Origin of the sequence: Kosakonia sp. YIM B13571 (assembly GCF_042788095.1) — a bacterium.
Taxonomy (GTDB): domain Bacteria; phylum Pseudomonadota; class Gammaproteobacteria; order Enterobacterales; family Enterobacteriaceae; genus Kosakonia; species Kosakonia quasisacchari.
In genome coordinates, this window is sequence record NZ_JBHZPL010000001.1 from 483670 (window position 1) to 510234 (window position 26565).

The following is a 26565-nucleotide window of genomic DNA, read 5'->3' on the forward strand; positions in this document are numbered from 1 at the left end:
GCGTAGGCAATCTAGTTTTAAAATGCAACCAAAATAACAAACAGGAAACTCGCTATGGCACTGAATTCTCAACCTTGCCCGGTCGCGCGTTCTGTCGATTTGATTGGCGATCGCTGGGCATTGCTCATCGTACGTGATGCTTTCGATGGCGCGCGGCGTTTTGGCGACTTTCAGCGAGGTCTTGGCGTGGCGCGCAACATTCTTACCGACAGGCTACGCAAACTGGTTGACGCGGGTATTTTCACCACGCAGCCCGTATCAGATGGCTCTGCATATCAGGAGTATGTGCTGACAAAAAGAGGCGAGTCGTTGTTTCCGGTGGTCGTGGCGTTACGCCAGTGGGGCGAACAGCATCTTTTCGCGCCAAACGAACCGCATTCAGTATTGATCGATAGCCAAAGCGGAGAAGCCATTCCCCCGATGCAACCGCAAGCGGCAGACGGACATCTCCTTACCGCCGCAAACACGCAGGTACGAAAACTGTAGCCATAAAAAAGGCCGCTACGGGAGCGGCCAACCATGTCGAAAGGATACTTGCTCCCCTACATGGAGGAGCAATGAGGTTTTATTTGATAACAGATTTCAGCGCTTCGCCAATGTCGGCCAGGCTGCGCACGGTTTTCACGCCTGCCGCTTCCAGTGCGGCGAATTTCTCATCCGCAGTGCCTTTACCACCGGCAATGATGGCGCCCGCATGGCCCATACGTTTGCCTTTTGGCGCGGTCACGCCCGCGATATAACCCACCACCGGTTTGGTCACGTTTTCTTTGATATACGCCGCCGCTTCTTCTTCCGCGCTGCCGCCGATCTCACCGATCATCACAATCGCTTCAGTCTGCGGATCTTCCTGGAACAGTTTCAGGATATCGATAAAGTTTGAACCCGGGATCGGGTCACCGCCGATGCCTACGCAGGTGGACTGACCGAAACCGTAATCGGTGGTCTGTTTAACTGCTTCATAGGTCAACGTACCGGAACGGGAAACAATACCGACTTTGCCAGGCTGGTGAATATGGCCAGGCATGATACCGATTTTGCACTCGCCTGGGGTGATAACACCCGGGCAGTTCGGGCCAATCATGCGCACGCCAGCTTCGTCCAGCTTCACTTTCACCGTCAGCATATCCAGTGTCGGAATACCTTCAGTGATAGTGATAATCAGCTTAATGCCCGCATCAATGGCTTCGAGAATCGAGTCTTTGCAGAACGGTGCCGGAACATAGATAACGCTTGCTGTCGCACCGGTCGCTTCAACCGCTTCGCGCACGGTGTTAAACACCGGCAGACCGAGGTGCGTGGTGCCGCCTTTGCCCGGCGTAACACCGCCAACCATTTGCGTACCATAGGCAATCGCCTGCTCGGAGTGGAAAGTTCCCTGGCTTCCGGTGAAACCCTGGCAGATAACTTTGGTGTTCTTATCAATCAAAACAGACATTATTTCCCCTCCACTGCGGCAACAACCTGCTGTGCTGCATCCGTCAGACTTTTCGCTGCAATAATATTCAGGCCGCTGTCCGCCAGGCGTTTCGCGCCCAGTTCAGCATTGTTACCTTCCAGGCGTACAACCACCGGTACGTTAACACCCACTTCTTCTACCGCGCCGATGATACCGTCAGCGATCAGGTCGCAACGAACGATACCGCCGAAGATGTTAACCAGCACCGCTTTCACGTTCTCATCGGAAAGGATAATTTTGAACGCTTCGGTCACGCGCTCTTTGGTCGCACCGCCGCCCACATCCAGGAAGTTTGCCGGTTCACCGCCGTGCAGTTTCACGATGTCCATGGTGCCCATCGCCAGACCTGCACCGTTGACCATACAACCGATGTTGCCGTCCAGCGCAACGTAGTTCAGCTCCCAATGTGCCGCCTGCGCTTCGCGCGGATCTTCCTGCGATTGGTCACGCATTTCGCGCAGTTCCGGCTGGCGGAACAGTGCGTTGCCGTCAGCGCCCAGTTTGCCATCGAGGCAGATCAGGTCGCCCTGCCTGGTGATAACCAGCGGGTTGATTTCAATCAGCGCCAGGTCACGTTCAAGGAAAATGGTCGCCAGTCCCATGAAAATCTTGGTGAACTGCTGAACCTGTTTGCCTTCCAGACCCAGTTTGAACGCCAGATCGCGCCCCTGATACGGCATTGGGCCGGTCAGCGGGTCGATAGCGGTTTTGTGGATCAGGTGCGGGGTCTCTTCCGCCACTTTCTCAATTTCCACGCCACCTTCGGTGGAGGCCATGAACACGACACGGCGAGAACTACGATCAACCACCGCGCCCAGATACAGCTCTTTGTCGATATCGGTTGCCGCTTCAACCAGAATCTGGTTTACCGGCTGGCCGTTCGCGTCTGTTTGGTAAGTCACCAGGCGTTTGCCCAGCCAGTTTTCCGCGAAGGCGCGAATATCTTCTTTGCTGTTGACGACCTTAACGCCGCCCGCTTTACCACGGCCGCCTGCATGGACCTGGCATTTTACGACCCACGGGCCTGCACCGATTTTGGATGCCGCTTCTTCTGCTTCACGCGGGGTAGTACAGGCGTAACCAACCGGAGTCGGCAGACCTGACCGGGCAAACAGTTGTTTCGCCTGATACTCGTGTAAGTTCATGTGTTCTATCCATCCTTCATTTAATTTGTCACGCCGGATGACGGCCTACAAAGCAGGTGTTCGTTATAGTGGCCCGGCAACGGACGTCGCCGGGCTAAGGACACTAGACGTCCAGCAGCAAGCGAGTCGGGTCTTCCAGCAGCTCTTTAATGGCCACCAGGAAACCAACAGATTCGCGACCGTCAATCAGACGGTGATCGTAAGAGAGCGCCAGGTACATCATCGGCAGGATCTCGACCTTGCCATCAACCGCCATCGGGCGATCTTTAATGGCGTGCATGCCAAGGATCGCGCTCTGCGGCGGGTTGATGATCGGCGTCGACATCAGCGAACCGAACACACCACCGTTGGTGATGGTGAAGTTACCGCCTGTCAGGTCCTCAACAGTCAGCTTACCGTCACGGCCTTTCACGGCTAACTCTTTGATTTTTTTCTCGATGTCGGCCATTCCGAGCGTATCGACATCGCGCAGCACCGGTGTTACCAGACCACGCGGTGTGGACACCGCCATGCTGACATCAAAATAGTTGTGGTAAACCACGTCATCGCCATCGATGGACGCGTTCACTTCCGGGTAGCGTTTCAGCGCTTCAACTACCGCTTTCACGTAGAAAGACATAAAGCCAAGGCGGATACCGTGACGTTTTTCAAACGCGTCACCGTACTGCTTACGCAGATCCATAATCGGCTTCATGTTGACTTCGTTGAACGTCGTCAGCATGGCGGTGGAGTTTTTCGCTTCCAACAGACGTTCAGCAACGCGTTTGCGCAGACGAGTCATCGGCACACGTTTTTCTGTACGCCCAGCCACCGGCGCCGGCGCCGCCGGGCTGCTCACCGGAGCGGTAGCCGGTTTTTCTTCTTTCGCTGGCGCTTTCGCCAGATGTTTCTCAACATCTTCGCGCGTAATACGGCCACCCACGCCCGTGCCTTTGATAGCGCTGGCTTCGAGGTTGTGCTCAGCCAGCAGGCGACGGATCGCCGGACTCAGTGCGTCATTGTTTTGCTCTTCCAGCGAGGCCTGCTGGCGCTGCGCTGGTGTGGACTCTTTCTCTTCAGATTTGGCGCTGCTCTCTTTACCGGAGCTGTTGCCTTCTTTCAGGCGACCCAGGATCTGACGGGAAGTCACAGTAGTGCCTTCATCTTCCAGCACCGCGTCCAGAATACCGTCTGCCGACGCCGGTACTTCCAGTACCACTTTGTCAGTTTCGATTTCGACCAACACTTCGTCGCGTCGTACGCTATCGCCTGGTTTTTTGTGCCAGGTCGCAACGGTCGCGTCAGCAACGGACTCGGGCAGATCGGGAACAAGAATATCTACACTACTCATTATTTATCCTTTAATTAATCGACGTTCAGCGCGTCATTTACCAGATCTTGTTGCTGTTTCTGGTGAACGGACAGGTATCCCACCGCCGGAGAGGCGGAGGCCGGGCGACCTGCATAACGCAGAGCGGCCCCAAACGGAATCACATCACGGAAGTGATGCTGGCTGCAGTACCAGGCGCCCTGGTTCAGCGGTTCTTCCTGGCACCAGACAAAATCATGTACGTGAGTGTAAGGTTTCAGCGCTTCCTGCACCGACTGGTGCGGGAACGGGTAAAGCTGCTCGATACGCACAATCGCGACATCCTTCTGGTCGTTTTTACGACGCTGTTCCAGCAGATCATAATAGACCTTACCAGAGCAAAGGATCACACGCTTAACGCCTTGCGGATCAAGATCATCCACTTCGCCAATCGCCGGCATAAAGGTGCCGTTCGCCAGCTCATCCAGCGTAGAAACCGCCTGCGGATGACGCAGCAGCGACTTCGGCGACATCACGATCAGCGGGCGACGCATACCGCGCAGCGCCTGGCGACGCAGCATGTGGTAAACCTGCGCTGGAGTGGACGGTACGCACACCTGCATATTTTGTTCTGCGCACAGTTGCAGATAACGCTCCAGACGTGCTGAAGAGTGTTCCGGGCCTTGCCCTTCATAACCGTGCGGCAGCAGCATCACCAGGCCACACATACGGCCCCATTTCTGCTCACCGGAGCTGATGAACTGGTCGATAACCACTTGTGCGCCGTTGGCGAAATCACCGAACTGCGCTTCCCAGATGGTCAGGGTGCGCGGTTCTGCGGTAGCGTAACCATATTCAAACGCCAACACCGCTTCTTCAGAGAGCACCGAATCCCACACGCGGAACGGCCCCTGTGAATTATGCACATGGCTCAGTGGCGTATAAGTGGAACCGTTCGCCTGGTTGTGGATCACCGCGTGGCGATGGAAGAAGGTGCCGCGACCGGAGTCTTCACCGGACAAACGCACCGGGATCCCTTCATCAACCAGCGTGGCATATGCCAGTGTTTCTGCGCCGCCCCAGTCGAACAACTTCTCGCCGTTCGCCATCAACTGGCGGTCGCCGTAAATTTTCGCCACGCGGGACTGCATTTCAATGGCTTCCGGCACCGTACTGATGCGTTTTGCCAGCTCCTGCAAACGCTTCATCTCCACCTTGTTCGGGTAGCTCTCATCCCATTCGTGGTTGAGGTACGGCGACCAGGTAAAGGAGTGCATATTCATTGGACGCCATTCGGCGACCACACATTCCCCCGCATCCAGCGCATCGCGGTACAGGTTAACCATTTCGGTAGCATCTTCCAGCGTAATGGTTTTGTCCTGCTCCAGACGATCGGCGTAGATTTTGCGCGGCGTCGGGTGTTTTTTGATTTTCTGGTACATCAGCGGCTGGGTTGCGCTCGGCTCGTCGGCTTCGTTATGGCCGTGACGGCGATAGCACACCAGGTCGATAAAGACATCGCGTTTGAAGTTATTACGGAAGTCGAGCGCCAGGCGAGTGACGAACGCCACCGCTTCCGGATCGTCCGCATTGACGTGGAAAATCGGTGCCTGCACCATTTTACCGATATCGGTACAGTATGGCGTAGAGCGCGCATCCAGCGGGTTCGACGTGGTAAAGCCCACCTGGTTGTTAATGACAATACGCACCGTGCCACCGACTTCGTAGCCGCGTGCTTTGGACATGTTCAGGGTTTCCTGCACCACGCCCTGGCCAGCAACAGCCGCGTCGCCGTGAATGGTAATTGGCAGCACTTTATTGCTGCTCGGTTCGTCAAGGCGGTCAAGACGCGCACGAACGGAACCGATAACCACCGGGCTGACAATCTCAAGGTGTGACGGGTTGAACGCCAGCGCCAGGTGTACCAGGCCGCCTTCCGTTTCAACGTCGGATGAGAAGCCCATATGGTATTTCACGTCACCGGTGCCCAGATGCTCTTTATGTTTACCGGCAAATTCGTCAAACAGATCCTGCGGCTGTTTACCCAGCACGTTAACCAGCACGTTCAGACGTCCGCGGTGCGCCATACCCAGCACTACTTCACGAGTGCCGCTCTTGCCAGCATGACGGATCATCTCTTTGAGCATCGGCACCAGCGCATCGCCGCCTTCCAGCGAGAAGCGTTTCGCACCGGGGAATTTCGCGCCCAGATAACGTTCAAGACCTTCAGCAGCCGTCAGTTCAGCCAGGAAGCGTTTTTTCTCTTCGCTGCTAAAGCTGGATTTGCCGGTTGCGGACTCAATACGTTGCTGGATCCAGCGTTTCTCTTCAGTGCTGGTGATATGCATATATTCCGCACCGATCGAACCGCAATAGGTCTCTTTCAGTGCGTTAATCAATTCGCCCAGCGGCATGGTGTCTTTGCCAATCGCAAAAGAACCCACGTTATAGCTGTTCTGGAAATCCGCTTCCGTCAGATCGTGATAAGCCGGATCGAGATCGGCAACCCTTTCTTGTTGCCACAATCCCAGCGGATCGAGGTTCGCATGTTGGTGGCCACGAAAACGGTATGCGTTGATAAGTTGCAGGACTTTAACCTGCTTCACATTGGTGTCGGGGTCGGAAATAGAGGAAGAGTAACGTGAAGCATCTTTCGCCAGCTGACGGAAATAATCACGTGTTTTGGAGTGGAACTGATCCGGTTTGACTCCGGTGCCCGGTAACTGCTGGAACATAGAACGCCAGTTTGCATCTACCGAGTCAGGATCGGTTAAGAAGTCTTCATAGAGCTGTTCTATCCAACTCTGGTTAGACCCAGAGAGGTAAGAAGAGTCCAGCCAGGCTTTCATTGCGCCGTTCTGCATCGTGATCCCTTAAGCATTGTTATGCTTACTTCGCCGTGGATAACTACGACGTACACCCGTTAGCGCACGTCCCAGGGTTCACTTGCGGGCTCTTGGTGGCCCGCGAAGGAACCTTTAAAAACTGCCTAATCTTCGCTGTCCGGGCTGCGACTGCGTTGGCTGCCTTTGCTTACCCGAGTCACATAGTTAACTATGCTCCCCGGGATGCGCTCAGTTGCCGCCTTGTCTCGCACCAGACATCTCGATTATGTCTACTGTGGCGGTTTTTAAAGGTTTCCTGCTTCCTTGTTACCCGGCGGCGCTAACGCTACCGGGCAAAAAAAAACATCACTATTAATGTAGGCCGGATACGCGTCAGCGCCATCCGGCACTGACATTTATGCGCTTCGTTGCAACAACATCGACTTAATATGACCGATGGCGCGCGTCGGGTTCAGCCCTTTCGGGCATACACTGACGCAGTTCATAATGCTGTGGCAGCGGAATACGCTGAAAGCATCGCTTAAACCTTCCAGGCGGTTATCGGTTTCCGTATCGCGGCTGTCGATCAGGAAACGGTACGCCGCAAGCAGGCCAGCCGGGCCGATAAATTTGTCCGGGTTCCACCAGAACGACGGGCAAGATGTCGAGCAGCAGGCGCAGAGAATACATTCATACAAACCGTCGAGTTTTTCACGCTGCTCGGGTGCCTGCAAATGTTCTCTTGCTGGAGGATTTTGCCCATTATTCAATAAGTAAGGCTTAATCTTCTCATATTGGGCATAGAATTGTCCCATGTCCACCACCAAATCGCGGATCACCGGCAGGCCAGGCAGAGGACGAATCACAATCTTCTGTTTGCCATTACCCAGTGCAGAAATCGGAGTGATACACGCCAGGCCATTCTTGCCGTTCATGTTCAAACCATCAGAACCGCATACCCCTTCACGGCAGGAGCGGCGGAACGACAGCGTAGGATCCTTTTCTTTCAGTTGCATTAACGCATCCAGCAGCATCATGTCACGCCCTTCTTCACCTTCAAGCGTGTAATCCTGCATGCGCGGCGCGTCATCAACATCCGGGTTATAGCGATAAATCGAAAATTCGAGTTTCATAATCCTGTCTCCGCATTAATAAGTACGAATCTTCGGCGGGAATGCCGGACGCAGTTTCGGTTCCATATTGACGCTACGACGCGTCATGGACTCCGTTTCTGGCAGATACAGGGAATGGCACAGCCAGTTTGCGTCGTCACGATCCGGATAGTCGAAGCGGCTATGCGCGCCACGGCTCTCAGTACGGAAGTTTGCGGAGACCGCCGTTGCATACGCGGTTTCCATCAGGTTATCCAACTCCAGGCACTCAACGCGCTGGGTGTTAAACTCGGTGGACGTATCGTCCAAACGGGCGTTTTTAAGACGCTCGCGAATCACTTTCAGTTGCTCAAGCCCTTTCGCCATCGCATCGCCTTCACGGAAGACCGAGAAGTTATGCTGCATACACTCTTGCAGCGCTTTGCGAATAGTGACCGGATCTTCGCCGTTGCGGTTGTTGTTCCAGCGGTTGAGACGCTCAAGTGACGCGTCAACATCAGACTCGCTGGCATCGCGCAGTGCGCCCTGCTCGGCGATTGATTCTTGTAAATGCAGACCCGCTGCACGGCCAAACACCACCAGATCCAGCAGTGAGTTGCCGCCCAGACGGTTAGCGCCGTGTACCGATACGCAGGCAATTTCACCTACCGCGAACAGCCCCGGAATGACGACATCTTCGCCCTTCTCGTTCACCGTCAGCGCCTGGCCAGTTACTTTGGTCGGAATACCGCCCATCATATAGTGGCAAGTCGGGATGACCGGGATCGGCTCTTTAACCGGATCGACGTGCGCGAAGGTGCGCGACAGTTCAAGGATCCCCGGCAGGCGCGATTCCAGCACCTCTTTGCCCAGATGATCGAGTTTCAGTTTAGCGTGCGGACCCCATGGGCCGTCGCAGCCGCGACCTTCACGGATTTCGATCATGATGGAACGCGCCACCACATCACGACCCGCCAGGTCTTTGGCGTTAGGCGCATAACGCTCCATAAAGCGCTCGCCATGTTTGTTCAGCAGATAACCACCTTCACCACGGCAACCTTCAGTTACCAGCACACCCGCACCCGCAATACCGGTCGGGTGGAACTGCCACATTTCCATATCCTGCACCGGCACGCCTGCGCGCAGCGCCATGCCTACGCCGTCGCCGGTATTGATATGCGCGTTGGTAGTGGATTGGTAAATACGGCCTGCGCCGCCGGTCGCCAGCACGGTTGCACGCGCTTTGAAGTAGACCACTTCACCGGTTTCAATACACAGTGCGGTACAACCAACCACCGCGCCATCCTGGTTTTTCACCAGATCCAGTGCATACCACTCGGAAAAAATCGTCGTGTGGTTTTTCAGGTTTTGCTGATAAAGGGTGTGCAACAGCGCATGACCGGTACGGTCCGCTGCTGCTGCCGTGCGCGCCGCCTGCTCGCCGCCGAAGTTTTTCGACTGACCGCCAAACGGGCGTTGATAGATACGACCATCATCCAGACGGGAGAATGGCAGGCCCATATGTTCCAGCTCAAGAATCGCTTCCGGGCCGGTTTTACACATATATTCAATGGCATCCTGGTCACCGATGTAATCGGAACCTTTTACCGTGTCATACATGTGCCATTCCCAGTTATCTTCATGGGTATTACCCAGCGCAACGGTAATGCCGCCCTGCGCAGATACGGTGTGAGAACGGGTTGGAAAGACTTTAGAGAGCAGCGCACAGGTTTGCCCGCTCTGGGAAATTTGCAGCGCCGCGCGCATACCTGCGCCACCGGCACCAATAACAACAGCATCAAATTCTCTGACTGGCAGTTTCATTACACACCCCACACCACAACGAATCCATAAATTACGTAAACCGCCAGTGCAATGACGATAGCCAATTGCAGAGTCAGGCGCACAGCCAGCGGTTTAACGTAGTCGGTCAACACCTGCCACATGCCAATCCAGGCATGGATCAGAATCGAAAACAGGGCCAGCAGCGTGAAGACTTTCGTGAAAGCAGAGGAGAAAAAGTCAGTCCATACCACCCAGGTCAGGTCGCCATGCGTGGCAAAAAAACCGACCATATAGATGATGTATAACGTCAGGACGATGGCAGTAGCACGGACAAGAATAAAATCATGTACGCCGTTGCGTCCTAATGCGGAGGCGTTGCTTACCATACGAGGACTCCTGCGAGAATTGAAAGCACGACAGTAATTACAAAAGAGAGATTAGCGGAACGCTTTCCTGCTTCGAAGGTTTCTTCCAGCCAGCCAAAATCCATTAACATATGGCGAATGCCGCCCACAGCGTGATAAGCCAACGCCGTCAGGATGCCCCAGAGAATGAATTTAACGAAAAAGCTGTTCATGATGGCAGAGGCGGTCAGGAAGCCCTCTTCAGATGACAGCGACAGGCCCAATAACCACAGCAGAATGCCAACCGCCACGAAAGTAATGACGCCGGAAGCACGGTGGAGAATGGAAGCTATAGCCGTAACAGGAAACCGAATTGTTGTCAGATCCAGATTGACAGGTCTTTGTTTTTTCACATTTTTTATCATGAATAACGCCCACATGCTATTCTTATAGTTTCCTTCCTCCGGTCTGCGTGCGGGTCAGACAGCGTCCTTTTCTATAACTGCTCGTCATGCAAAAAATTAGCTTCCAGATGCTAAACGACAGGTTACAACGCTGGGTGGCTCGGGATTGCAGGGTATTCCGGAGACCTGGCGGCAGTATAGGTCGTTCACAAAATCATTACAATTAACCTACATATAGTTTGTCGGGTTTTATGCAGAACAGTGACCCCCATCACGATAACAACATTCTTTTAAATTTTAATCATCTGATTTGACAAAAGTTAAACATTCTTGTTACAAACAACGCCAGAAAGGGCTTATAATTCGCAAAAGTTATGGGGTCTTGCTTTCACCTGAGAATAAGTTATGTAACAGTGTGATGGTATTGACCGATGTAATCAGGACAGTTATTAGTGATATACAGGTTTGATAAATTCGGACTGCTAAGACGCTGATTTGCTGTTTTTTCACTGTGTTTTCAATGTGTACTTGCACGCGCCCATCGCTCTGTACCCTGGTACCTCCTCTCAACAGAGCTGCGAGCTAAATAACAAACTGGTAACGTTGACGGACAGTTGAATGCAAATCCGGTGACTGGCGGTCTTAAGCAATAAGGCGCTAAGGAGACCGTAAATGGCTGATAAGAAAGCAACCATCACCTACAATGGTGACGCTGCTATTGAACTGGATGTGCTAAAAGGCACGCTCGGTCAGGATGTTATTGATATCCGTAGTCTCGGTTCAAAAGGGGTATTCACTTTTGACCCAGGTTTTACCTCTACCGCATCATGCGAATCGAAAATCACCTTTATCGACGGTGACGAAGGTATTCTGCTGCACCGTGGTTTCCCTATCGACCAACTGGCGACTGAATCCAACTTTCTGGAAGTCTGCTACATTCTGCTGTACGGCGAAAAGCCGACGCAGGCGCAGTTTGACGAGTTCAAACTGACTGTCACACGCCACACCATGATCCATGAGCAGATCACTCGTCTGTTCCACGGTTTCCGTCGCGACTCGCACCCGATGGCGGTGCTGTGCGGCGTAACTGGCGCGCTGGCGGCGTTCTACCATGATTCCCTGGACGTCAACAATCCACGTCACCGTGAGATTGCCGCGTTCCGCCTGCTGTCGAAAATGCCGACCGTCGCGGCGATGTGTTACAAATATTCTATTGGCCAGCCGTTCGTCTACCCGCGCAACGACCTCTCCTACGCCGGTAACTTCCTGCATATGATGTTCTCCACGCCGTGTGAACCGTATGAAGTAAACCCGGTGTTGGAACGCGCGATGGATCGCATTCTGATCCTGCATGCTGACCATGAACAAAACGCCTCAACCTCTACCGTGCGTACTGCGGGCTCTTCTGGCGCGAACCCGTTCGCCTGTATCGCCGCAGGTATCGCTTCACTGTGGGGACCGGCACACGGCGGCGCTAACGAAGCTGCGCTGAAGATGCTGGAAGAGATCAGCACCGTGAAACACATTCCGGAATTCATGCGCCGCGCCAAAGACAAAAATGATTCGTTCCGTCTGATGGGCTTCGGTCACCGTGTCTACAAGAACTATGACCCTCGCGCAACCGTGATGCGTGAAACCTGCCACGAAGTGCTGCGTGAACTGGGCACCAAAGATGACCTGCTGGAAGTGGCGATGGAGCTTGAGCACATTGCGCTCCACGACCCGTACTTTATCGAACGTAAGCTCTACCCGAACGTCGATTTCTACTCCGGTATCATCCTGAAAGCGATGGGCATTCCGTCGTCCATGTTTACCGTTATCTTCGCGATGGCGCGTACCGTGGGCTGGATTGCGCACTGGAACGAAATGCACGACGACGGCATCAAAATTGCCCGTCCGCGCCAGTTGTACACCGGTTACGAAAAACGCGAGTTCAGCTCCGATCTGAAAAAAGATTGATAGCCAACCCGCATAAAAAAACGCGCCTTCTGGCGCGTTTTTTATTTTAACGCTGGCAAGCCGGGCACCAGTAAAACGGACGGGACGACATCGTCGTTTTCTCAATTATTCCACCGCAGCGCTCGCAAGGTTCCCCTGCCCGATGAAACACCTTAAAGCGAAACAGCGCACCGTGGTGTTTCTTCTCATCCACCACACCGCGTGTCTGATATGACAAACGGGGAATATCAAGCAGCGCCTGCGACAATACATCCAGTTGTGCTTCGCTAAGCCCCGAGGCGTTATGCTGTGGCGCCAACGCGCTTTGCCAGAGGATCTCGACACGCAGGTAGTTACCGAGCCCGGCGAGAAAGGCCTGATCGAGCAATAACCCCGAAAACTGGCGACGGCGAAAACGGGGGGATAATAACCGCGCTTTCACCTGCGCCGCCGTCAGCGTCATATCCAGTACATCCGGTCCAACACGCTGCAAAAACGGATGTTGCGCCAGTTGCTCAGGCGTGAGCAGCGCGATATCCGAAGCGCTGTACAACAAAATCGCTTTATCCATCGCTTGCAGCCGCACGCGCAGCACACGATTGGTTTGTGGGATCTCGCCCGCATCAACCACCCGCCAGACACCGTAAAGCTGGTTGTGGCTGTAAAGTGTCAGCCCGCCGGAAAAATGGGTCAGGAGCGCTTTTCCCCGCGTTTCAATGTTCTCAACGCGCTGCCCCACAAGATCTGCGGCAAAACCGCTTAGGGGCGGCATGCCAAACCAGACATCCGTTAATGGCTTACCTTTAATCGCGGCTTCAAGCGTATCTGCTGCCCGGCGGATCTCCGGTCCTTCTGGCATAAAAACTCCTTGTGTTAGTCGGCGGTAATCATCACGCCACGTTGGGCAAAGGCACTGAGTAAGCGGCGGGCAAACAGCAGCGCATGTTCGCCATCGCCATGCAGGCAGACCGTTTGCGCCTGCACATCGACAAACTCACCCGTGATACTTCTCACCCGCCCTTCAAGCACCATATCCAGCGTTTGCGCCAGCGCCAGATTATCATCGTCAATCAGTGCGCCTGGCGCACTACGTGGCACCAGCCGACCATCGCGGAGGTAACCGCGATCGGCAAATACCTCCTGACGCGTGCGCAAACCATAACGCTCTCCAGCACGAATTAACTCGCTGCCCGCCAGGCCAACCAGTATCAATTCAGGATCAACGTCGTAAACCGCTCCGGCAATGGCGTCCGCCAGCGCCACGTCATCCGCCGCCTGGTTATAAAGCATACCGTGCGGTTTAACGTGGTGCAGTTTGCCGCCTTCTGCACACACCAGCGCCGCCAGGGCGCCAATTTGATACAGCGTTTGGGCATAGACGATATCGGGCGGCAGATGCATCGCCGTGCGGCCAAAGTTTTCCCGATCCGGGAAAGAAGGATGTGCCCCCACTGCCACGCCATTGCGTAGCGCTTCGCGCACACAAGTCAGCATGGTTTGCGCATCGCCTGCGTGAAACCCGCAGGCGATATTGGCGGAAGAAACAAGCTGGAGTAACGCAGCATCGTTGCCGCAGCCTTCGCCGAGATCGGCATTTAAATCAATCTTCATTGTGCAAACGCCATGCCAGTTGATCGAGGTAGATACGCTGCTCACGTCGCGCCTTCAGCGCCTCATCCAGCGAGCACTTAACAAAGTGTATCGGTTGCCCCAGCGGGATTTGCGCCAGATGGTACATATCTGCCTCGATAATGCAGGCTATCCGCGGGTAGCCGCCGGTGGTCTGGGCATCATTCATCAGCACAATCGGTTGCCCATTGGAGGGAACTTGTACGACGCCCGGCAACAAGCCGTGAGACAGCAGTTCACGCGAAGTGGTACGCACCAGCGGCTGGCCCTGTAAACGGTAACCCATGCGGTTACTCTGCGGGCTTATCTGCCACGGCAAACGCCAGAACGCCTCCTGCGAGGCGCTATCGAATTCGTGATATTCCGGCCCCGGCAAGGCGCGAATGCGGTTGCCCCACAGCAACTGTTTTACCCCTTGTTGCGTCTGAAAATGGCGGACAGGTTCGCCCAGTGGCAACACATCGCCATCGCGCAATAATCGCCCTTCCAGCCCGCCGATAGTGGTTTTGAGATCGGTGCTGACCGAGCCCATTACCGCTGGCACGGCAAAGCTACCAGCGACCGCAAGATAGCTGCGCACACCGTGCAGCGGCCTTTTCAGCACCAACCGCTGCCCGGCTTTTGCCGCAAACCGCCAGCCCGTCCACACCGCTTTGCCGTCAAGCTTCGCTTCACAACCTGCGCCAGTAAGCGCAAACCAGGCATCGCGACCAAACACCACTTCGCACTGACCAAACGTGATTTCCAGCGCCGCCGCCCCAGGCGCGTTCCCCACCAGCGCATTAGCAATCTGCAACGCGGGTTCATCCAGCGCGCCGCAGTAGCTGACGCCGGACTGGCGCAACCCGATGCGTTTGCCGCCCTGCAAAGTGGTATACATTCCCGCGTGAATAATTTTCAGCATACGCCCTCCTTGCGCGGCACAAACCGCAGCGTGTCGCCCGGACGTAATAACACCGGTTCCGGCGAGCGCGGGTTGAATAACGCCAGATCGGTACGGCCAATCAGGTTCCAGCCACCGGGCGTTTCCAGCGGATAAATGCCAGTTTGCGCACCGCCAATGGCGACAGAACCGGCAGGAACACGCACACGTGGTTCAGCACGGCGCGGTGTAGCGAGCGCTTCCGGCATTCCGCCCAGATAAGGGAAGCCGGGTTGGAAGCCAAGAAACCACACCACGTAATCGATGGAACTATGCAGCTCAACGATCTGCTTTTCCGTCATCCGGCAGTGCTCCGCCACCAATCCCAGATCCGGGCCCACGGCTTTGCCGTACAACACCGGAATCTCGATGGAGCGCGACACCGGTTCCAGCGCCTCGCTCTCTTCCCACCAGCGCTGTAAACGCTCAATCGCGTCGAGCGCCAGCGAGTGAGGATCGCGCAGCACCACCGTAATGTTATTCATGCCAGGAATGGCTTCCACCACGTCTGGCACATCCGCCAGCCGTTGCGTCAGCCCCCATATACGCTTTTGCGTCGCCAGTTGCACCGGCGGCTCCAGTTCCAGCACCACCGCGCTTTCACCTAACAAATAACACCGTGCTCGCTGCACTTGCACTCTCCTTACGCCGGGTTCGGAATATCGATAAACGTGACCTCAAGATCGGTATTTTCATTCAGCCAGTCGCTGAGCGCGCGAATACCGCCACGCTCAGTGGCGTGGTGACCCGCAGAGTAGAAATGCAGCCCCTGTTCACGCGCGGAGTGAATGGTCTGTTCGGAGACTTCACCTGTGATAAACGCGTCAACGCCGAAGCGGGCAGCTTGATCAATAAAGCCCTGCCCACCGCCGGTGCACCAGGCAATGCGGGTGATTTTTTCCGGCCCGGTATCGCCGCACCACAGCGGCTTGCGACCAAGGCGCGCTTCAATCCATGAGGCCAGTTCCAGCCCCGGTACCGGCATCGACAATTCGCCCCACGGCAGCAACTCTTCGATTTCGCCCATCACGGTAATACCGAGCAAAGCCGCCAGTTGGGCGTTATTGCCAAGCTGTGGGTGCGCGTCGAGCGGCAGGTGCCAGCCATACAAATTGATGTCGTTCGCCAGTAACGTTTTTAGGCGGTTGCGCTTCATACCGCGGATAATCGGCGCTTCGTTTTTCCAGAAATAACCGTGATGCACAATTACCGCGTCTGCTTGCTGACGCACTGCTTCGTCCAGCAGCGCCTGGCTTGCTGTCACGCCGGTGATAATTTTCTGTACCGTTTCCCGCCCTTCAACCTGTAGCCCGTTCGGGCCGTAATCACTGAACGCCGCACTGTTAAGTTTGTTGTTAATCAGTTTTTCCAGTTCGGTATTTTTCATCATCACTCCTTTACGCTTTACGGGCAGCTTCATAGGCCGCCAGCGTGGCGGTACGCGCCTGTTTATGGTCAACAATCGGGCGGGGATAATCGAGTTTTACCCCGTGTTTATCCGCCCAGTCCCAGGGTTGATGCACCGATTTTTCCGGCACATTGTTCAGCGCCGGCAGCCAGTGGCGAATAAACGCGCCGTCAGCATCAAAGCGTTCGCCCTGCGTAGTCGGGTTAAAAATACGAAAATAGGGAGCCGCATCGGTGCCCGTCGAGGCCGCCCACTGCCAGCCGCCATTGTTCGCGGCGAGATCGCCATCGATCAACTGCGAAATAAAATAGCGCTCCCCGTGACGCCAGTCGATAAGCAAGTCCTTGACCAGGAAGCTCGCGGTTATCATCCGTAAGCGGTTGTGCATCCAGCCGGTGGCGTTCAACTGGCGCATCGCCGCATCGACAATCGGGTAACCCGTGTTGCCGCTTTGCCAGGCTTGCAGGTGCCCTGCGTTTTCCTGCCACTGCACGTTATCGGTCCAGGCAATAAAAGGACGATGCTTACAGAGCGCCGGATGATAGGTCATCAGATGGCGATAAAATTCGCGCCAAATCAGCTCATTCAGCCACACCGAGCCCGGCCCGCCGTTGAGCGCCTGCGGGTGTTCCGCCAGCAGACGATGCAGACACTGACGCGGTGACAGCGCGCCAATCGCCAGAGACGCCGACAAGCGGCTGGTGCCCTCGATTGCCGGGAAATCGCGCTGCTGATCATACGCCGCCGCCTGCTGCTGGCAAAAATGACGAAGCCGTGCGATAGCGCTTTTCTCATCGGTCGGGAACAGGTTTTCATCAAAATCCTGCTGTGGGTAATCAAGTGTAATCGGTTCTGGTGCAACATCGACGCCTTCACGCGGGCGTGGCGCGGCAACACACTGGGGCAGCTCCTCTTTCAGCCGACGCAGAAAGGCGTTTTTAAAGGGCGTAAAGACTTTGTACATCTCATGATTGCCGGTCAATACGCTGCCTGGCGCCAGCATCACGCTGTCGTCAAATCCCTGGCAGGCGACATTCGGCAGCGCTTTTTCGACTGCGACGTCGCGCTGTCGTTCGTTAAATTCGTATTGATAGTTGTAAAAGAGATGGTTGATTTGCTCGCGCTCGCAGACATCCACCACCGTTTGCACGCTGTCGGTAAAATCTGCCGCTTCCCGATAAATCAACGGAATGCCCTTTTCCGCCAGCGCCTGCTGAAGGGCGTTGAGATGAGCATTGATGAACGCGGCCTGTCGAGGTGCCATGTGATGTTGCTGCCACTGCGCAGGCGTAGCGATAAAGAGCGCTTTTACGCGCGCGTTATCACTGCTACAGGCAGCGGCAAGCGCAAGATTGTCATGCACGCGCAGATCCGCGCGAAACCAGACCAGATGGGTGGTCATACTGCTCCTATTATCCGTAACGTAAGCGCCGCGCCTCTGGCCGTGGAGCAAAATTGCGTTGCCTGGCCAGGGACGCCTCGGGAAATTACGCCATATAGTGTTTGAGTTATGTCACCGGTGCAAGCAGTGGCTGGGCTCTCTGGCGGTCACAATCAATCAGCATGGAAAGTGCATGCTGCTGGCGGGCGTTACACGGTTAACAAAAGCCGCCCTGCACAGGCATCAGCAGATTGATGTGGTGGCACTGCGGGGATATGTCCGGGCAGGTCGATGCAAATATCGCGCGGGGAGAAAGCGCTTCGGTAACGAAGGCAAACCATACATGACCGCCGACAAAGCAGACGGGTTTCCCTGAGAAACCGGCGTTGATGTCAGCAGGAATTTTCTCGCACATCACGGCTCCGTTTTCTCTCCGCAGTAAGTGTCGTCAAAGGCCGCAGATAAAAAAAAGCCACCGCAACTGCGGTGGCTATGAGATTTGCTGTGTGTCGTCGATTAATAAAAGTCGCAACTCACTTTCTCTGCTTGATCCATCCACACCGGTTTTTCGCTGGTTTTTGCCCAGACGCGATGCAGATAGCTATAAAAACGTGCGCGGTCTTTCCAGAACAACATTACCGGCAAGGCCAGCACGCCCGCCAGAACGGCGAAAACACGTCGCATCAACACAATATGAGCCGGAAACGCTTTGTATGTGTCCATATTCTCTCCCCTTTGTCAGGCCGGTAAGTAACACCGGAAAATAAGTCACCACCACGGAAGTCACTAACGTAAAACCAGGGCGGCGCTGAAATCTGGTTAAAATAGTACCGTTTTGTTTGTAATTTTACTACTCATCCGACCACTATTTTTTGTCAATATAAGCTTTATTTACATCGAGCCGGTAAATAAGTTACAAAACGGTTAAATTAATACTAACCATCAGTTAAATTGTGGATTATTCGTTGTTCATTGCCGCCAGGTCGATGGCATTGCATCTATCCGCACTACACCACCTGTTCAGTCCGCCCGATTTTTATATTTTTTTTACATCTCTCCCGCCGATTTTTGCGAAATCTTTGCGCCAAAAATTCTACTTTTTCTGCACATCGTTAAATCACCCCGGAGGTGAATTGTGAGTGCAGGCGTAGTCATCGGCATCGTGCTGGTTTTCCTGTTATTGGGCTATTTGGTTTATGCCCTGATCAACGCGGAGGCTTTCTGATGGCCGCTCAGGCGTTTCTTCTGGTTGCCAGCTTTCTGCTGGTATTGTTTCTCCTCGCGCGCCCGCTGGGTTCGCTGCTGGCGAAAATGATCGCCGGTCAGCCGCTTCCCGGCGTGCGCGGTGTGGAAAACCTCCTCTGGCGCGGGCTCGGTATCGATACCCGTGAAATGAACTGGCGGCACTATTTACTGGCGATTTTATGGCTGAACATCTTCGGTCTCGTACTGCTGTTTGCGATGCTGATGCTACAAGGCATTCTGCCGCTCAACCCGCAAAACCTACCAGGGCTCTCCTGGCACCTGGCGCTGAACACCGCCGTTAGTTTTATCTCTAACACGAACTGGCAGTCGTATTCCGGGGAGAGCACCCTGAGCTATTTCAGCCAGATGGCGGGACTGACGGTACAAAACTTTTTATCTGCCGCGACCGGGATTGCAGTGGTCTTTGCGCTGATCCGCGCTTTTTCGCGGCGCAGCATGGAGACGCTCGGTAACGCCTGGATCGATATCACGCGCATTACCCTGTGGCTGTTGTTGCCCATCTCTCTGCTGCTGGCGCTGTTTTTTATTCAGCAAGGGGCGCTGCAAAATTTCTCCACTTATCAGGCCTACACCTCACTGGAAGGTGTGCAACATCTGATACCGATGGGACCTGTTGCGTCGCAAGAAGCGATAAAAATGCTCGGTACTAACGGCGGCGGCTTCTTTAATGCCAACTCCTCGCATCCGTTTGAAAACCCCACCGCCTTAACCAACTTTGTGCAGATGTTGGCGATCTTCCTGATCCCGGCGGCGCTGTGCTTCGCTTTTGGCGATGCGGTCGGCGATCGCCGCCAGGGACACATGTTGCTGTGGGCAATGTCGATTATTTTCGTCATCTGCGCCGGGATTGTGATGTGGGCGGAATTACAGGGTAACCCGCACTTCCTGACGCTCGGTGGCGACAGCGCCATCAATATGGAAGGGAAAGAGAGCCGCTTTGGCATTCTGGCAAGCAGCTTGTACGCCGTGGTCACCACTGCGGCCTCTTGCGGCGCGGTCAACGCCATGCACGACTCGTTTACTGCGCTGGGCGGCATGATCCCGATGTGGCTGATGCAGATTGGCGAAGTGGTGTTCGGCGGCGTGGGTTCTGGTCTGTACGGCATGCTGCTGTTTGTGTTGCTGGCGGTGTTTATCGCCGGGCTGATGATTGGTCGCACGCCTGAGTTCCTCGGTAAGAAAATTGACATTCGCGAAATGAAAATGACCGCGCTGGCAATCCTTGTTACCCCGGCACTGGTGCTCATTGGTACCGCTCTGGCCATGATGACCGACGCAGGACGCAGCGGCATGTTCAACCCCGGCATTCACGGCTTTAGCGAAGTGCTGTACGCCGTCTCATCTGCCGCTAATAACAACGGCAGCGCCTTTGCGGGTTTAAGCGCCAACACTCCGTTCTGGAACTGTTTGCTGGCATTTTGCATGTTCTTTGGCCGCTTCGGTGTGATTGTGCCGGTCATGGCAATTGCCGGTTCGCTGGTGGCGAAGAAAATTCAACCAACCAGTTCTGGCACCCTGCCGACACACGGCGCGCTGTTTATCGGTCTGCTGATCGGCACCGTGTTACTGGTCGGCGCATTAACCTTTATCCCTGCCCTGGCGCTTGGCCCGGTGGCGGAATACCTGCAATTTTAAGACTGGCGGAGACGCGTTATATGAGTCGTAAACAACTGGCGCTTTTCGAACCAAACCTTGTTCGCCAGGCGCTGATGGATTCCGTGACCAAGTTAAGCCCGCATGTGCAGTGGCATAACCCGGTGATGTTCATTGTCTGGATTGGCAGTGTGTTAACTACCCTGCTGGCAGTGGCGATGGCGACTGGTCATCTCGACGGCAGCGCATGGTTCACCGGCGCGGTCAGCGTGTGGCTGTGGGTGACGGTTCTGTTCGCCAATTTCGCGGAAGCGCTGGCGGAAGGCCGCAGTAAAGCGCAGGCCAACAGCCTGAAAGGGGTGAAAAAGACCGCTTTCGCCCGCAAACTGCGCGCGCCGCAGCACGATGCACAAATCGACCATATCCCGGCGGAAGATCTGCGCAAAGGCGATATCGTGCTGGTCGAAGCAGGCGATATTATTCCCTGCGATGGCGAAGTGATCGAAGGCGGAGCCTCAGTAGATGAGAGCGCGATTACCGGGGAATCCGCACCGGTTATTCGTGAATCCGGCGGCGATTTTGCCTCAGTAACAGGTGGTACGCGCATTCTCTCTGACTGGCTGGTGATCCAGTGCAGCGTTAACCCCGGCGAAACCTTCCTCGATCGCATGATCGCGATGGTGGAAGGCGCGCAGCGGCGTAAAACGCCAAATGAAATCGCGCTGACCATTTTACTGGTGGCGCTGACGATTGTGTTCCTGCTGGCAACGGCAACGCTGTGGCCCTTCTCCGTGTATGGCGGCACGCCAGTGAGTGTTACCGTGCTGGTTGCCCTGCTGGTGTGTCTGATCCCGACGACTATCGGCGGGCTGCTTTCCGCGATTGGTGTTGCGGGGATGAGCCGCATGCTGGGCGCGAACGTCATTGCCACCAGCGGGCGCGCGGTGGAAGCGGCGGGCGATGTCGACGTGTTATTGCTGGATAAAACCGGCACCATCACGCTAGGTAACCGCCAGGCATCCGACTTTCTGCCTGCCCAGGGCGTAGATGAAAAAACGCTGGCCGATGCCGCGCAGCTTTCATCCCTGGCCGACGAAACGCCAGAAGGACGAAGCATTGTTATCCTGGCAAAACAGCGCTTTAACCTGCGCGAGCGCGACGTGCAGAGCCTGCAAGCGACCTTTGTGCCGTTTACCGCGCAAACCCGCATGAGCGGAATTAACGTGCAGGACCGGATGATCCGCAAAGGTTCCGTCGATGCCATTCGCCGCCATATCGAAGCGAATGGTGGTCAGTTCCCGGCAGATGTCGAAGCACTGGTCGAACGCGTGGCGCGCCAGGGGGCAACGCCGCTGGTGGTTGCCGAAGGGGCAAAAGTGCTGGGCGTGATCGCGCTGAAAGATATCGTCAAAGGCGGTATTAAAGAGCGTTTTGCCCAGCTACGCAAAATGGGCATTAAAACGGTGATGATCACCGGCGATAACCGCCTGACCGCCGCGGCGATTGCCGCCGAAGCGGGTGTCGATGATTTTCTGGCCGAAGCAACACCGGAAGCCAAGCTGGCGCTGATCCGCCAGTATCAGGCAGAAGGACGGCTGGTGGCGATGACCGGGGATGGCACAAACGACGCGCCAGCGCTGGCGCAAGCCGATGTGGCGGTCGCAATGAACTCCGGTACGCAGGCCGCGAAAGAAGCGGGCAACATGGTGGATTTGGATTCCAACCCCACCAAGCTGATTGAAGTGGTACATATCGGTAAACAGATGCTGATGACGCGCGGCTCACTGACCACCTTCAGTATCGCTAACGATGTGGCGAAGTACTTCGCCATTATCCCGGCGGCGTTTGCAGCGACCTATCCGCAACTGAATATGCTCAACGTGATGCACCTGCACTCCCCGGCATCGGCGATTTTGAGCGCGGTGATTTTTAATGCACTGGTGATTGTGTTTCTCATCCCGCTGGCATTGAAAGGGGTGAGCTACAAACCGCTGACCGCTTCCGCCATGCTGCGTCGCAACCTGTGGATCTACGGGCTGGGCGGTTTGATCGTGCCATTTATTGGCATCAAAGCGATCGACCTTATTCTCACGCTGTTCGGCCTGGTGTAAGAGGAAGATAAAATGGCTTTATTACGTCCCGCATTTCTGCTTTTGATACTCTTTACCCTGATTACCGGTGGGCTTTACCCGCTGTTGACCACCGCGCTGGGGCAATGGTGGTTTCACGATCAGGCCAACGGCTCACTTATTCGTGAAGGTGACAGCGTGCGCGGCTCACTGTTGTTAGGGCAGAATTTTACCCAACCGGGATATTTTCACGGCCGCCCTTCCGCCACAGCAGACGCGCCGTATAATCCTATGGCGTCCGGCGGCAGTAACCTGGCGGGCAGCAACCCGGAACTGGATAAAGAGGTGGCGCAGCGCGTCGCGCAACTGCGGGCCGAAAACCCGCAAGCAGACGCCCATGTACCGGTGGAACTCATAACCACCTCGGCAAGCGGCCTGGATGGGCAGCTATCTCCACAGGCTGCCACATGGCAGATCCCTCGGGTGGCGCAGGCGCGCAACCTGCCGGTGCAGGCGGTGGCGAAACTGGTGGCAGAACACACCTCAACGCCGCTGGTGAATTTTATCGGCCAGCCGGTGGTGAATGTGGTGGAACTTAATCTGGCGCTGGATGCGCTCAAGGACAAATAAAGCATGACTGATGAGCCTTTGCGCCCCAATCCCGACCGCCTGCTGGAGCATGCTGCCACCGCGCACCGGGGCAAACTGAAAGTCTTTTTTGGCGCCTGCGCCGGGGTGGGGAAAACCTTTGCGATGCTGCAGGAAGCGCAGCGGCTGCGGGCGCAAGGGCTGGATATTCTGATTGGCGTGGTGGAAACCCACGGAAGAAAAGAGACCGCCGCGCTGCTGGAGGGGCTGGCAACGCAACCCACCCGGCGCATTCATCATCGCGGACGCTTAATTCAGGAGTTTGATCTGGACGCCGCCCTTGCGCGGCGTCCAGCGCTTATTTTGATGGACGAGCTGGCGCACAGTAACGCGCCCGGCTCGCGCCACCCGAAACGCTGGCAGGATGTCGAAGAGCTGCTGGAGGCGGGAATTGATGTGTTTACCACCGTCAACGTTCAGCACCTCGAAAGCCTGAACGATGTCGTTAGCGGCGTGACCGGGATTCAGGTGCGAGAAACGGTGCCGGATCCCTTCTTTGACAGCGCCGATGAAGTGGTGCTGGTGGACTTACCGCCGGATGACCTGCGCCAACGCTTGCACGAAGGCAAAGTCTATATCGGTGGCCAGGCAGAACGCGCTATTGAACACTTCTTCCGTAAAGGCAACCTGATTGCCCTGCGTGAACTGGCACTGCGGCGTACAGCCGATCGCGTAGATGACCAAATGCGCGCCTGGCGCGACCGCCAGGGCGAAGAAAAAGTCTGGCATACGCGTGATGCGATTTTACTTTGCGTCGGCCACGGTGCCGGTAATGAGAAGCTGATCCGCACCGCCGCGCGCCTGGCGGCAAAGCTCGGCAGCGCCTGGCATGCGGTGTACGTCGAAACGCCGACGCTGCATAAACTACCGGAACCGCAGCGGCGGGCTATTTTAAGTGCGCTACGCCTGGCACAAGAGTTGGGCGCGGAAACTGCCACCCTTTCCGACCCGGCTGAAGACCGGGCCATTTTGCGTTATGCACGCGAACATAATCTCGGCAAGATCTTGATCGGCAGGCGCCATAAGCGCCAGTGGTGGAGCCGGGAATCCTTTGCCGATAAGCTCGCCAGGCGCGCGCCGGATCTTGATCTGGTGATTATTGCGCTGGAGGACGTGCCAACTCCCCTGCCCGCCCGCGCCGGGGATGTGCGACCCTTTATGGATCGCTTTCGCGTGCAGCTCAAAGGCTGCGTCGTCGCGCTTGCGCTTTGCGCCGCCATTACGTTAATCGCTATGCAGTGGCTGACTGCATTTGATGCCGCCAACCTGGTGATGATCTATCTGCTTGGCGTGGTGCTGGTGGCGCTGTTTTTTGGCCGCTGGCCCTCCGCGTTCGCCACAGTAATTAACGTTGTCAGCTTCGATCTCTTTTTTATTGCCCCACGCGGTACGCTGGCGGTTTCCGATGTGCAATACCTGCTAACGTTTGGCGTGATGCTGACGGTAGGCCTGGTGATTGGTAACCTGACGGCCGGTGTTCGTTATCAGGCGCGCGTGGCGCGCTACCGGGAGCAGCGCACCCGCCATCTGTATGAGATGTCAAAAGCGCTGGCGGTTGGGCGTAGCAATCAGGATATTGCCGCGACCAGCGAAACCTTTATCCACTCCACCTTTAATGCGCGCAGCAAATTGTTGCTGCCGAACAGCCATGGCCAGTTGGCGGCCGTAACGCAGACGCACGGTATGACGCCGTGGGATGATGCCATCGCCCGCTGGAGTTTTGATAAAGGCCAGCCAGCAGGTGCCGGTACCGATACCCTGCCCGGCGTGCCGTACCAAATTCTACCGCTGAAAAGCGATCAAAAAACACACGGTTTATTGATTGTCGAACCGGCGAATTTACGCCAGTTGATGATCCCAGAACAGCAGCGCCTGCTGGAAACCTTCACGCTGCTGGTCGCCAGTGCGCTGGAGCGTCAGGCGTTAGCCACCAGCGAAGAGCAGGCGCGGCTTGCCAGCGAGCGCGAAAGCATCCGCAACTCGCTGCTGGCGGCGCTGTCTCACGATCTGCGCACACCGCTGACCGTGCTGTTTGGTCAGGCGGAAATCCTGACGCTGGATTTGGCCAGCGAAGGTTCAAAACATGCGCCACAAGCTAACGAAATCCGCCAGCATGTGCTGAACACCACGCGGCTGGTGAACAATTTGCTGGATATGGCGCGTATCCAGTCTGGCGGCTTTAACCTGAAAAAAGAGTGGCTGACCCTCGAAGAGGTAATTGGCAGCGCGTTGCGAACGCTGGAGCCAGGGCTTGGCGGCCAGCATATTGCGCTCAACCTGCCCGATCCGCTGATGCTGGTGCATGTTGACGGCCCATTATTTGAGCGCGTGTTGATTAATCTGCTGGAAAATGCGGTGAAATATGCCGGGCATCGCGCCGAAATCGGCATTACCGCGCACAGTACACCGGATCAGTTGACGCTGGATGTATGGGATAACGGGCCGGGGATCCCCACAGGTCAGGAAGCGGCGATTTTTGATAAATTCGCCCGCGGAACGAAAGAGTCAGCCATTCCCGGTGTTGGGCTGGGGCTGGCGATTTGCCAGGCGATTGTCGAGGTACATGGCGGTACTATCGCCGCCCGCAATCGCCCACAAGGAGGGGCGCTGTTTTGTGTTACACTTCCACGGGAAACACCGCCGCAACTGGATGAATTACCTGAGGATCTGTGATCAACGTTCTGATTGTTGAAGATGAACAAGCTATCCGCCGTTTTCTGCGTACCGCGCTGGAAGCCGAGGGGCTGCGCGTCCATGAAGCAGAAACATTACAGCGTGGGTTAATTGAAGCCGCCACCCGCAAACCGGACCTTGTGATCCTCGATTTGGGGCTGCCGGACGGTGACGGGCTCGACTTTATCCGTGACCTGCGCCAATGGAGCAAGATGCCGGTGATTGTGCTCTCTGCACGTACAGAAGAGAGCGACAAAATCGCCGCGCTGGATGCAGGTGCCGATGATTATCTCAGCAAACCGTTTGGCATTGGCGAGTTGCAAGCGCGTTTACGCGTAGCGCTGCGCCGCCATGCTGCATCAACGCCTGACGAACCGGTCGTTACCTTTTCTGATATCCGCGTCGATCTGGCTAACCGCCGTATCCAACGCGGTGATGAAGAACTCCACCTCACACCAATTGAATTTCGCCTGCTGGCGGTACTGCTCAATAACCACGGGAAAGTCCTGACGCAGCGCCAGCTGCTTAGCCAGGTCTGGGGCCCGAATGCCGTGGAACACAGCCATTACTTGCGTATTTATATGGGACATTTGCGGCAAAAGCTGGAAGTCGATCCGGCGCGCCCTCGCCATTTACTTACGGAAACAGGTATCGGCTACCGGTTTATGCTCTGACGGCGTATCCTTCTGATTTTTGGGAG

The 26565-nt window shown here is 55.7% G+C and carries 24 protein-coding genes; 8 read left to right on the forward strand and 16 right to left on the reverse strand.

Annotated features, from left to right (window positions below):
* Nucleotides 1-54: 54 nt before the first annotated feature.
* Nucleotides 55-486 carry a helix-turn-helix domain-containing protein gene (locus ACFX4O_RS02325; RefSeq protein ID WP_131406310.1) on the forward strand — a complete coding sequence of 144 codons (432 nt, stop codon included), beginning with the start codon at nt 55-57 and terminating at the stop codon, nt 484-486.
* A gap of 79 nt (nt 487-565) precedes the next feature.
* Here ACFX4O_RS02325 and sucD read toward each other — a convergent pair whose 3' ends face one another.
* From sucD to sdhC, 8 genes are all read right to left on the reverse strand, one after another.
* A complete protein-coding gene (gene sucD, locus ACFX4O_RS02330) occupies nt 566-1435 on the reverse strand; it encodes a succinate--CoA ligase subunit alpha (protein WP_380207002.1) in 870 nt (289 codons plus the stop codon).
* Nucleotides 1435-2601, reverse strand: a complete 1167-nt coding sequence (gene sucC / locus ACFX4O_RS02335) for an ADP-forming succinate--CoA ligase subunit beta (protein ID WP_131406308.1) — start codon at nt 2599-2601, stop codon at nt 1435-1437. Before sucC ends, sucD begins: the two co-directional genes overlap by 1 nt.
* A gap of 103 nt (nt 2602-2704) precedes the next feature.
* Nucleotides 2705-3931 (reverse strand): 2-oxoglutarate dehydrogenase complex dihydrolipoyllysine-residue succinyltransferase, encoded by a 1227-nt coding sequence (gene odhB / locus ACFX4O_RS02340; protein ID WP_380207004.1) that lies wholly within the window; start codon nt 3929-3931, stop codon nt 2705-2707.
* A 14-nt stretch (nt 3932-3945) separates the two neighbouring features.
* Nucleotides 3946-6753, reverse strand: coding sequence for a 2-oxoglutarate dehydrogenase E1 component (gene sucA / locus ACFX4O_RS02345; RefSeq protein WP_131406306.1), 2808 nt, complete (start codon nt 6751-6753; stop codon nt 3946-3948).
* A gap of 377 nt (nt 6754-7130) precedes the next feature.
* Nucleotides 7131-7847: a succinate dehydrogenase iron-sulfur subunit SdhB gene (sdhB, locus tag ACFX4O_RS02350; protein ID WP_039054861.1), complete on the reverse strand. Its 717-nt coding sequence runs from the start codon at nt 7845-7847 to the stop codon at nt 7131-7133.
* Between the two features lie 15 nt (nt 7848-7862).
* Nucleotides 7863-9629, reverse strand: coding sequence for a succinate dehydrogenase flavoprotein subunit (sdhA, locus tag ACFX4O_RS02355; RefSeq protein WP_131406305.1), 1767 nt, complete (start codon nt 9627-9629; stop codon nt 7863-7865).
* A complete protein-coding gene (gene sdhD / locus ACFX4O_RS02360; protein WP_380207007.1) occupies nt 9629-9976 on the reverse strand; it encodes a succinate dehydrogenase membrane anchor subunit in 348 nt (115 codons plus the stop codon). Before sdhD ends, sdhA begins: the two co-directional genes overlap by 1 nt.
* Nucleotides 9970-10374, reverse strand: coding sequence for a succinate dehydrogenase cytochrome b556 subunit (gene sdhC, locus ACFX4O_RS02365; protein ID WP_165501862.1), 405 nt, complete (start codon nt 10372-10374; stop codon nt 9970-9972). The genes sdhD and sdhC overlap by 7 nt, the downstream gene beginning before the upstream one ends.
* Before the next feature lie 636 nt (nt 10375-11010).
* Between sdhC and ACFX4O_RS02370 the strand changes: the two genes are divergently transcribed.
* Nucleotides 11011-12297, forward strand: a complete 1287-nt coding sequence (locus tag ACFX4O_RS02370; RefSeq protein ID WP_131406303.1) for a citrate synthase — start codon at nt 11011-11013, stop codon at nt 12295-12297.
* 46 nt (nt 12298-12343) lie between these two features.
* Here the strand turns inward: ACFX4O_RS02370 and nei are convergent, their stop codons facing one another.
* From nei to ACFX4O_RS02410, 8 genes are all read right to left on the reverse strand, one after another.
* Nucleotides 12344-13135 (reverse strand): endonuclease VIII, encoded by a 792-nt coding sequence (gene nei / locus ACFX4O_RS02375; RefSeq protein WP_131406302.1) that lies wholly within the window; start codon nt 13133-13135, stop codon nt 12344-12346.
* A gap of 14 nt (nt 13136-13149) precedes the next feature.
* Nucleotides 13150-13887, reverse strand: a complete 738-nt coding sequence (gene pxpA / locus ACFX4O_RS02380; protein ID WP_131406301.1) for a 5-oxoprolinase subunit PxpA — start codon at nt 13885-13887, stop codon at nt 13150-13152.
* Nucleotides 13877-14809, reverse strand: a complete 933-nt coding sequence (pxpC, locus tag ACFX4O_RS02385; protein WP_131406300.1) for a 5-oxoprolinase subunit PxpC — start codon at nt 14807-14809, stop codon at nt 13877-13879. Before pxpC ends, pxpA begins: the two co-directional genes overlap by 11 nt.
* Nucleotides 14803-15459: a 5-oxoprolinase subunit PxpB gene (pxpB, locus tag ACFX4O_RS02390; protein ID WP_131406299.1), complete on the reverse strand. Its 657-nt coding sequence runs from the start codon at nt 15457-15459 to the stop codon at nt 14803-14805. The genes pxpC and pxpB overlap by 7 nt, the downstream gene beginning before the upstream one ends.
* 11 nt (nt 15460-15470) lie before the next feature.
* On the reverse strand, nt 15471-16214 hold the full coding sequence (locus ACFX4O_RS02395) for a type 2 GTP cyclohydrolase I (RefSeq protein WP_131406405.1): 744 nt from the start codon (nt 16212-16214) through the stop codon (nt 15471-15473).
* Between the two features lie 10 nt (nt 16215-16224).
* Complete coding sequence (phrB, locus tag ACFX4O_RS02400) at nt 16225-17637, reverse strand: deoxyribodipyrimidine photo-lyase (protein ID WP_380207012.1); 1413 nt, start codon at nt 17635-17637, stop codon at nt 16225-16227.
* A 196-nt stretch (nt 17638-17833) separates the two neighbouring features.
* The gene (locus ACFX4O_RS02405) at nt 17834-18031 is read right to left on the reverse strand and encodes a hypothetical protein (protein ID WP_380207014.1); all 198 of its coding nucleotides are present in this window, start codon (nt 18029-18031) and stop codon (nt 17834-17836) included.
* A gap of 101 nt (nt 18032-18132) precedes the next feature.
* Complete coding sequence (locus ACFX4O_RS02410) at nt 18133-18339, reverse strand: YbfA family protein (RefSeq protein ID WP_131406296.1); 207 nt, start codon at nt 18337-18339, stop codon at nt 18133-18135.
* Between the two features lie 412 nt (nt 18340-18751).
* Here ACFX4O_RS02410 and kdpF point away from each other — a divergent pair, with 412 nt between their 5' ends.
* Genes kdpF through kdpE form a run of 6 tightly spaced genes read left to right on the forward strand, consistent with a single transcriptional unit; the run spans nt 18752 to nt 26539 of the window.
* Complete coding sequence (gene kdpF / locus ACFX4O_RS02415) at nt 18752-18841, forward strand: K(+)-transporting ATPase subunit F (RefSeq protein ID WP_020457044.1); 90 nt, start codon at nt 18752-18754, stop codon at nt 18839-18841.
* Nucleotides 18841-20517, forward strand: coding sequence for a potassium-transporting ATPase subunit KdpA (gene kdpA / locus ACFX4O_RS02420; protein WP_380207017.1), 1677 nt, complete (start codon nt 18841-18843; stop codon nt 20515-20517). The genes kdpF and kdpA overlap by 1 nt, the downstream gene beginning before the upstream one ends.
* Nucleotides 20518-20537: 20 nt before the next feature.
* A complete protein-coding gene (gene kdpB / locus ACFX4O_RS02425; protein WP_131406294.1) occupies nt 20538-22586 on the forward strand; it encodes a potassium-transporting ATPase subunit KdpB in 2049 nt (682 codons plus the stop codon).
* A 12-nt stretch (nt 22587-22598) separates the two neighbouring features.
* Nucleotides 22599-23174 carry a potassium-transporting ATPase subunit KdpC gene (kdpC, locus tag ACFX4O_RS02430; RefSeq protein ID WP_380207019.1) on the forward strand — a complete coding sequence of 192 codons (576 nt, stop codon included), beginning with the start codon at nt 22599-22601 and terminating at the stop codon, nt 23172-23174.
* A gap of 3 nt (nt 23175-23177) precedes the next feature.
* Nucleotides 23178-25865, forward strand: a complete 2688-nt coding sequence (kdpD, locus tag ACFX4O_RS02435) for a two-component system sensor histidine kinase KdpD (protein ID WP_380207021.1) — start codon at nt 23178-23180, stop codon at nt 25863-25865.
* The gene (kdpE, locus tag ACFX4O_RS02440) at nt 25862-26539 is read left to right on the forward strand and encodes a two-component system response regulator KdpE (RefSeq protein ID WP_131406291.1); all 678 of its coding nucleotides are present in this window, start codon (nt 25862-25864) and stop codon (nt 26537-26539) included. Before kdpD ends, kdpE begins: the two co-directional genes overlap by 4 nt.
* Nucleotides 26540-26565: the final 26 nt, after the last annotated feature.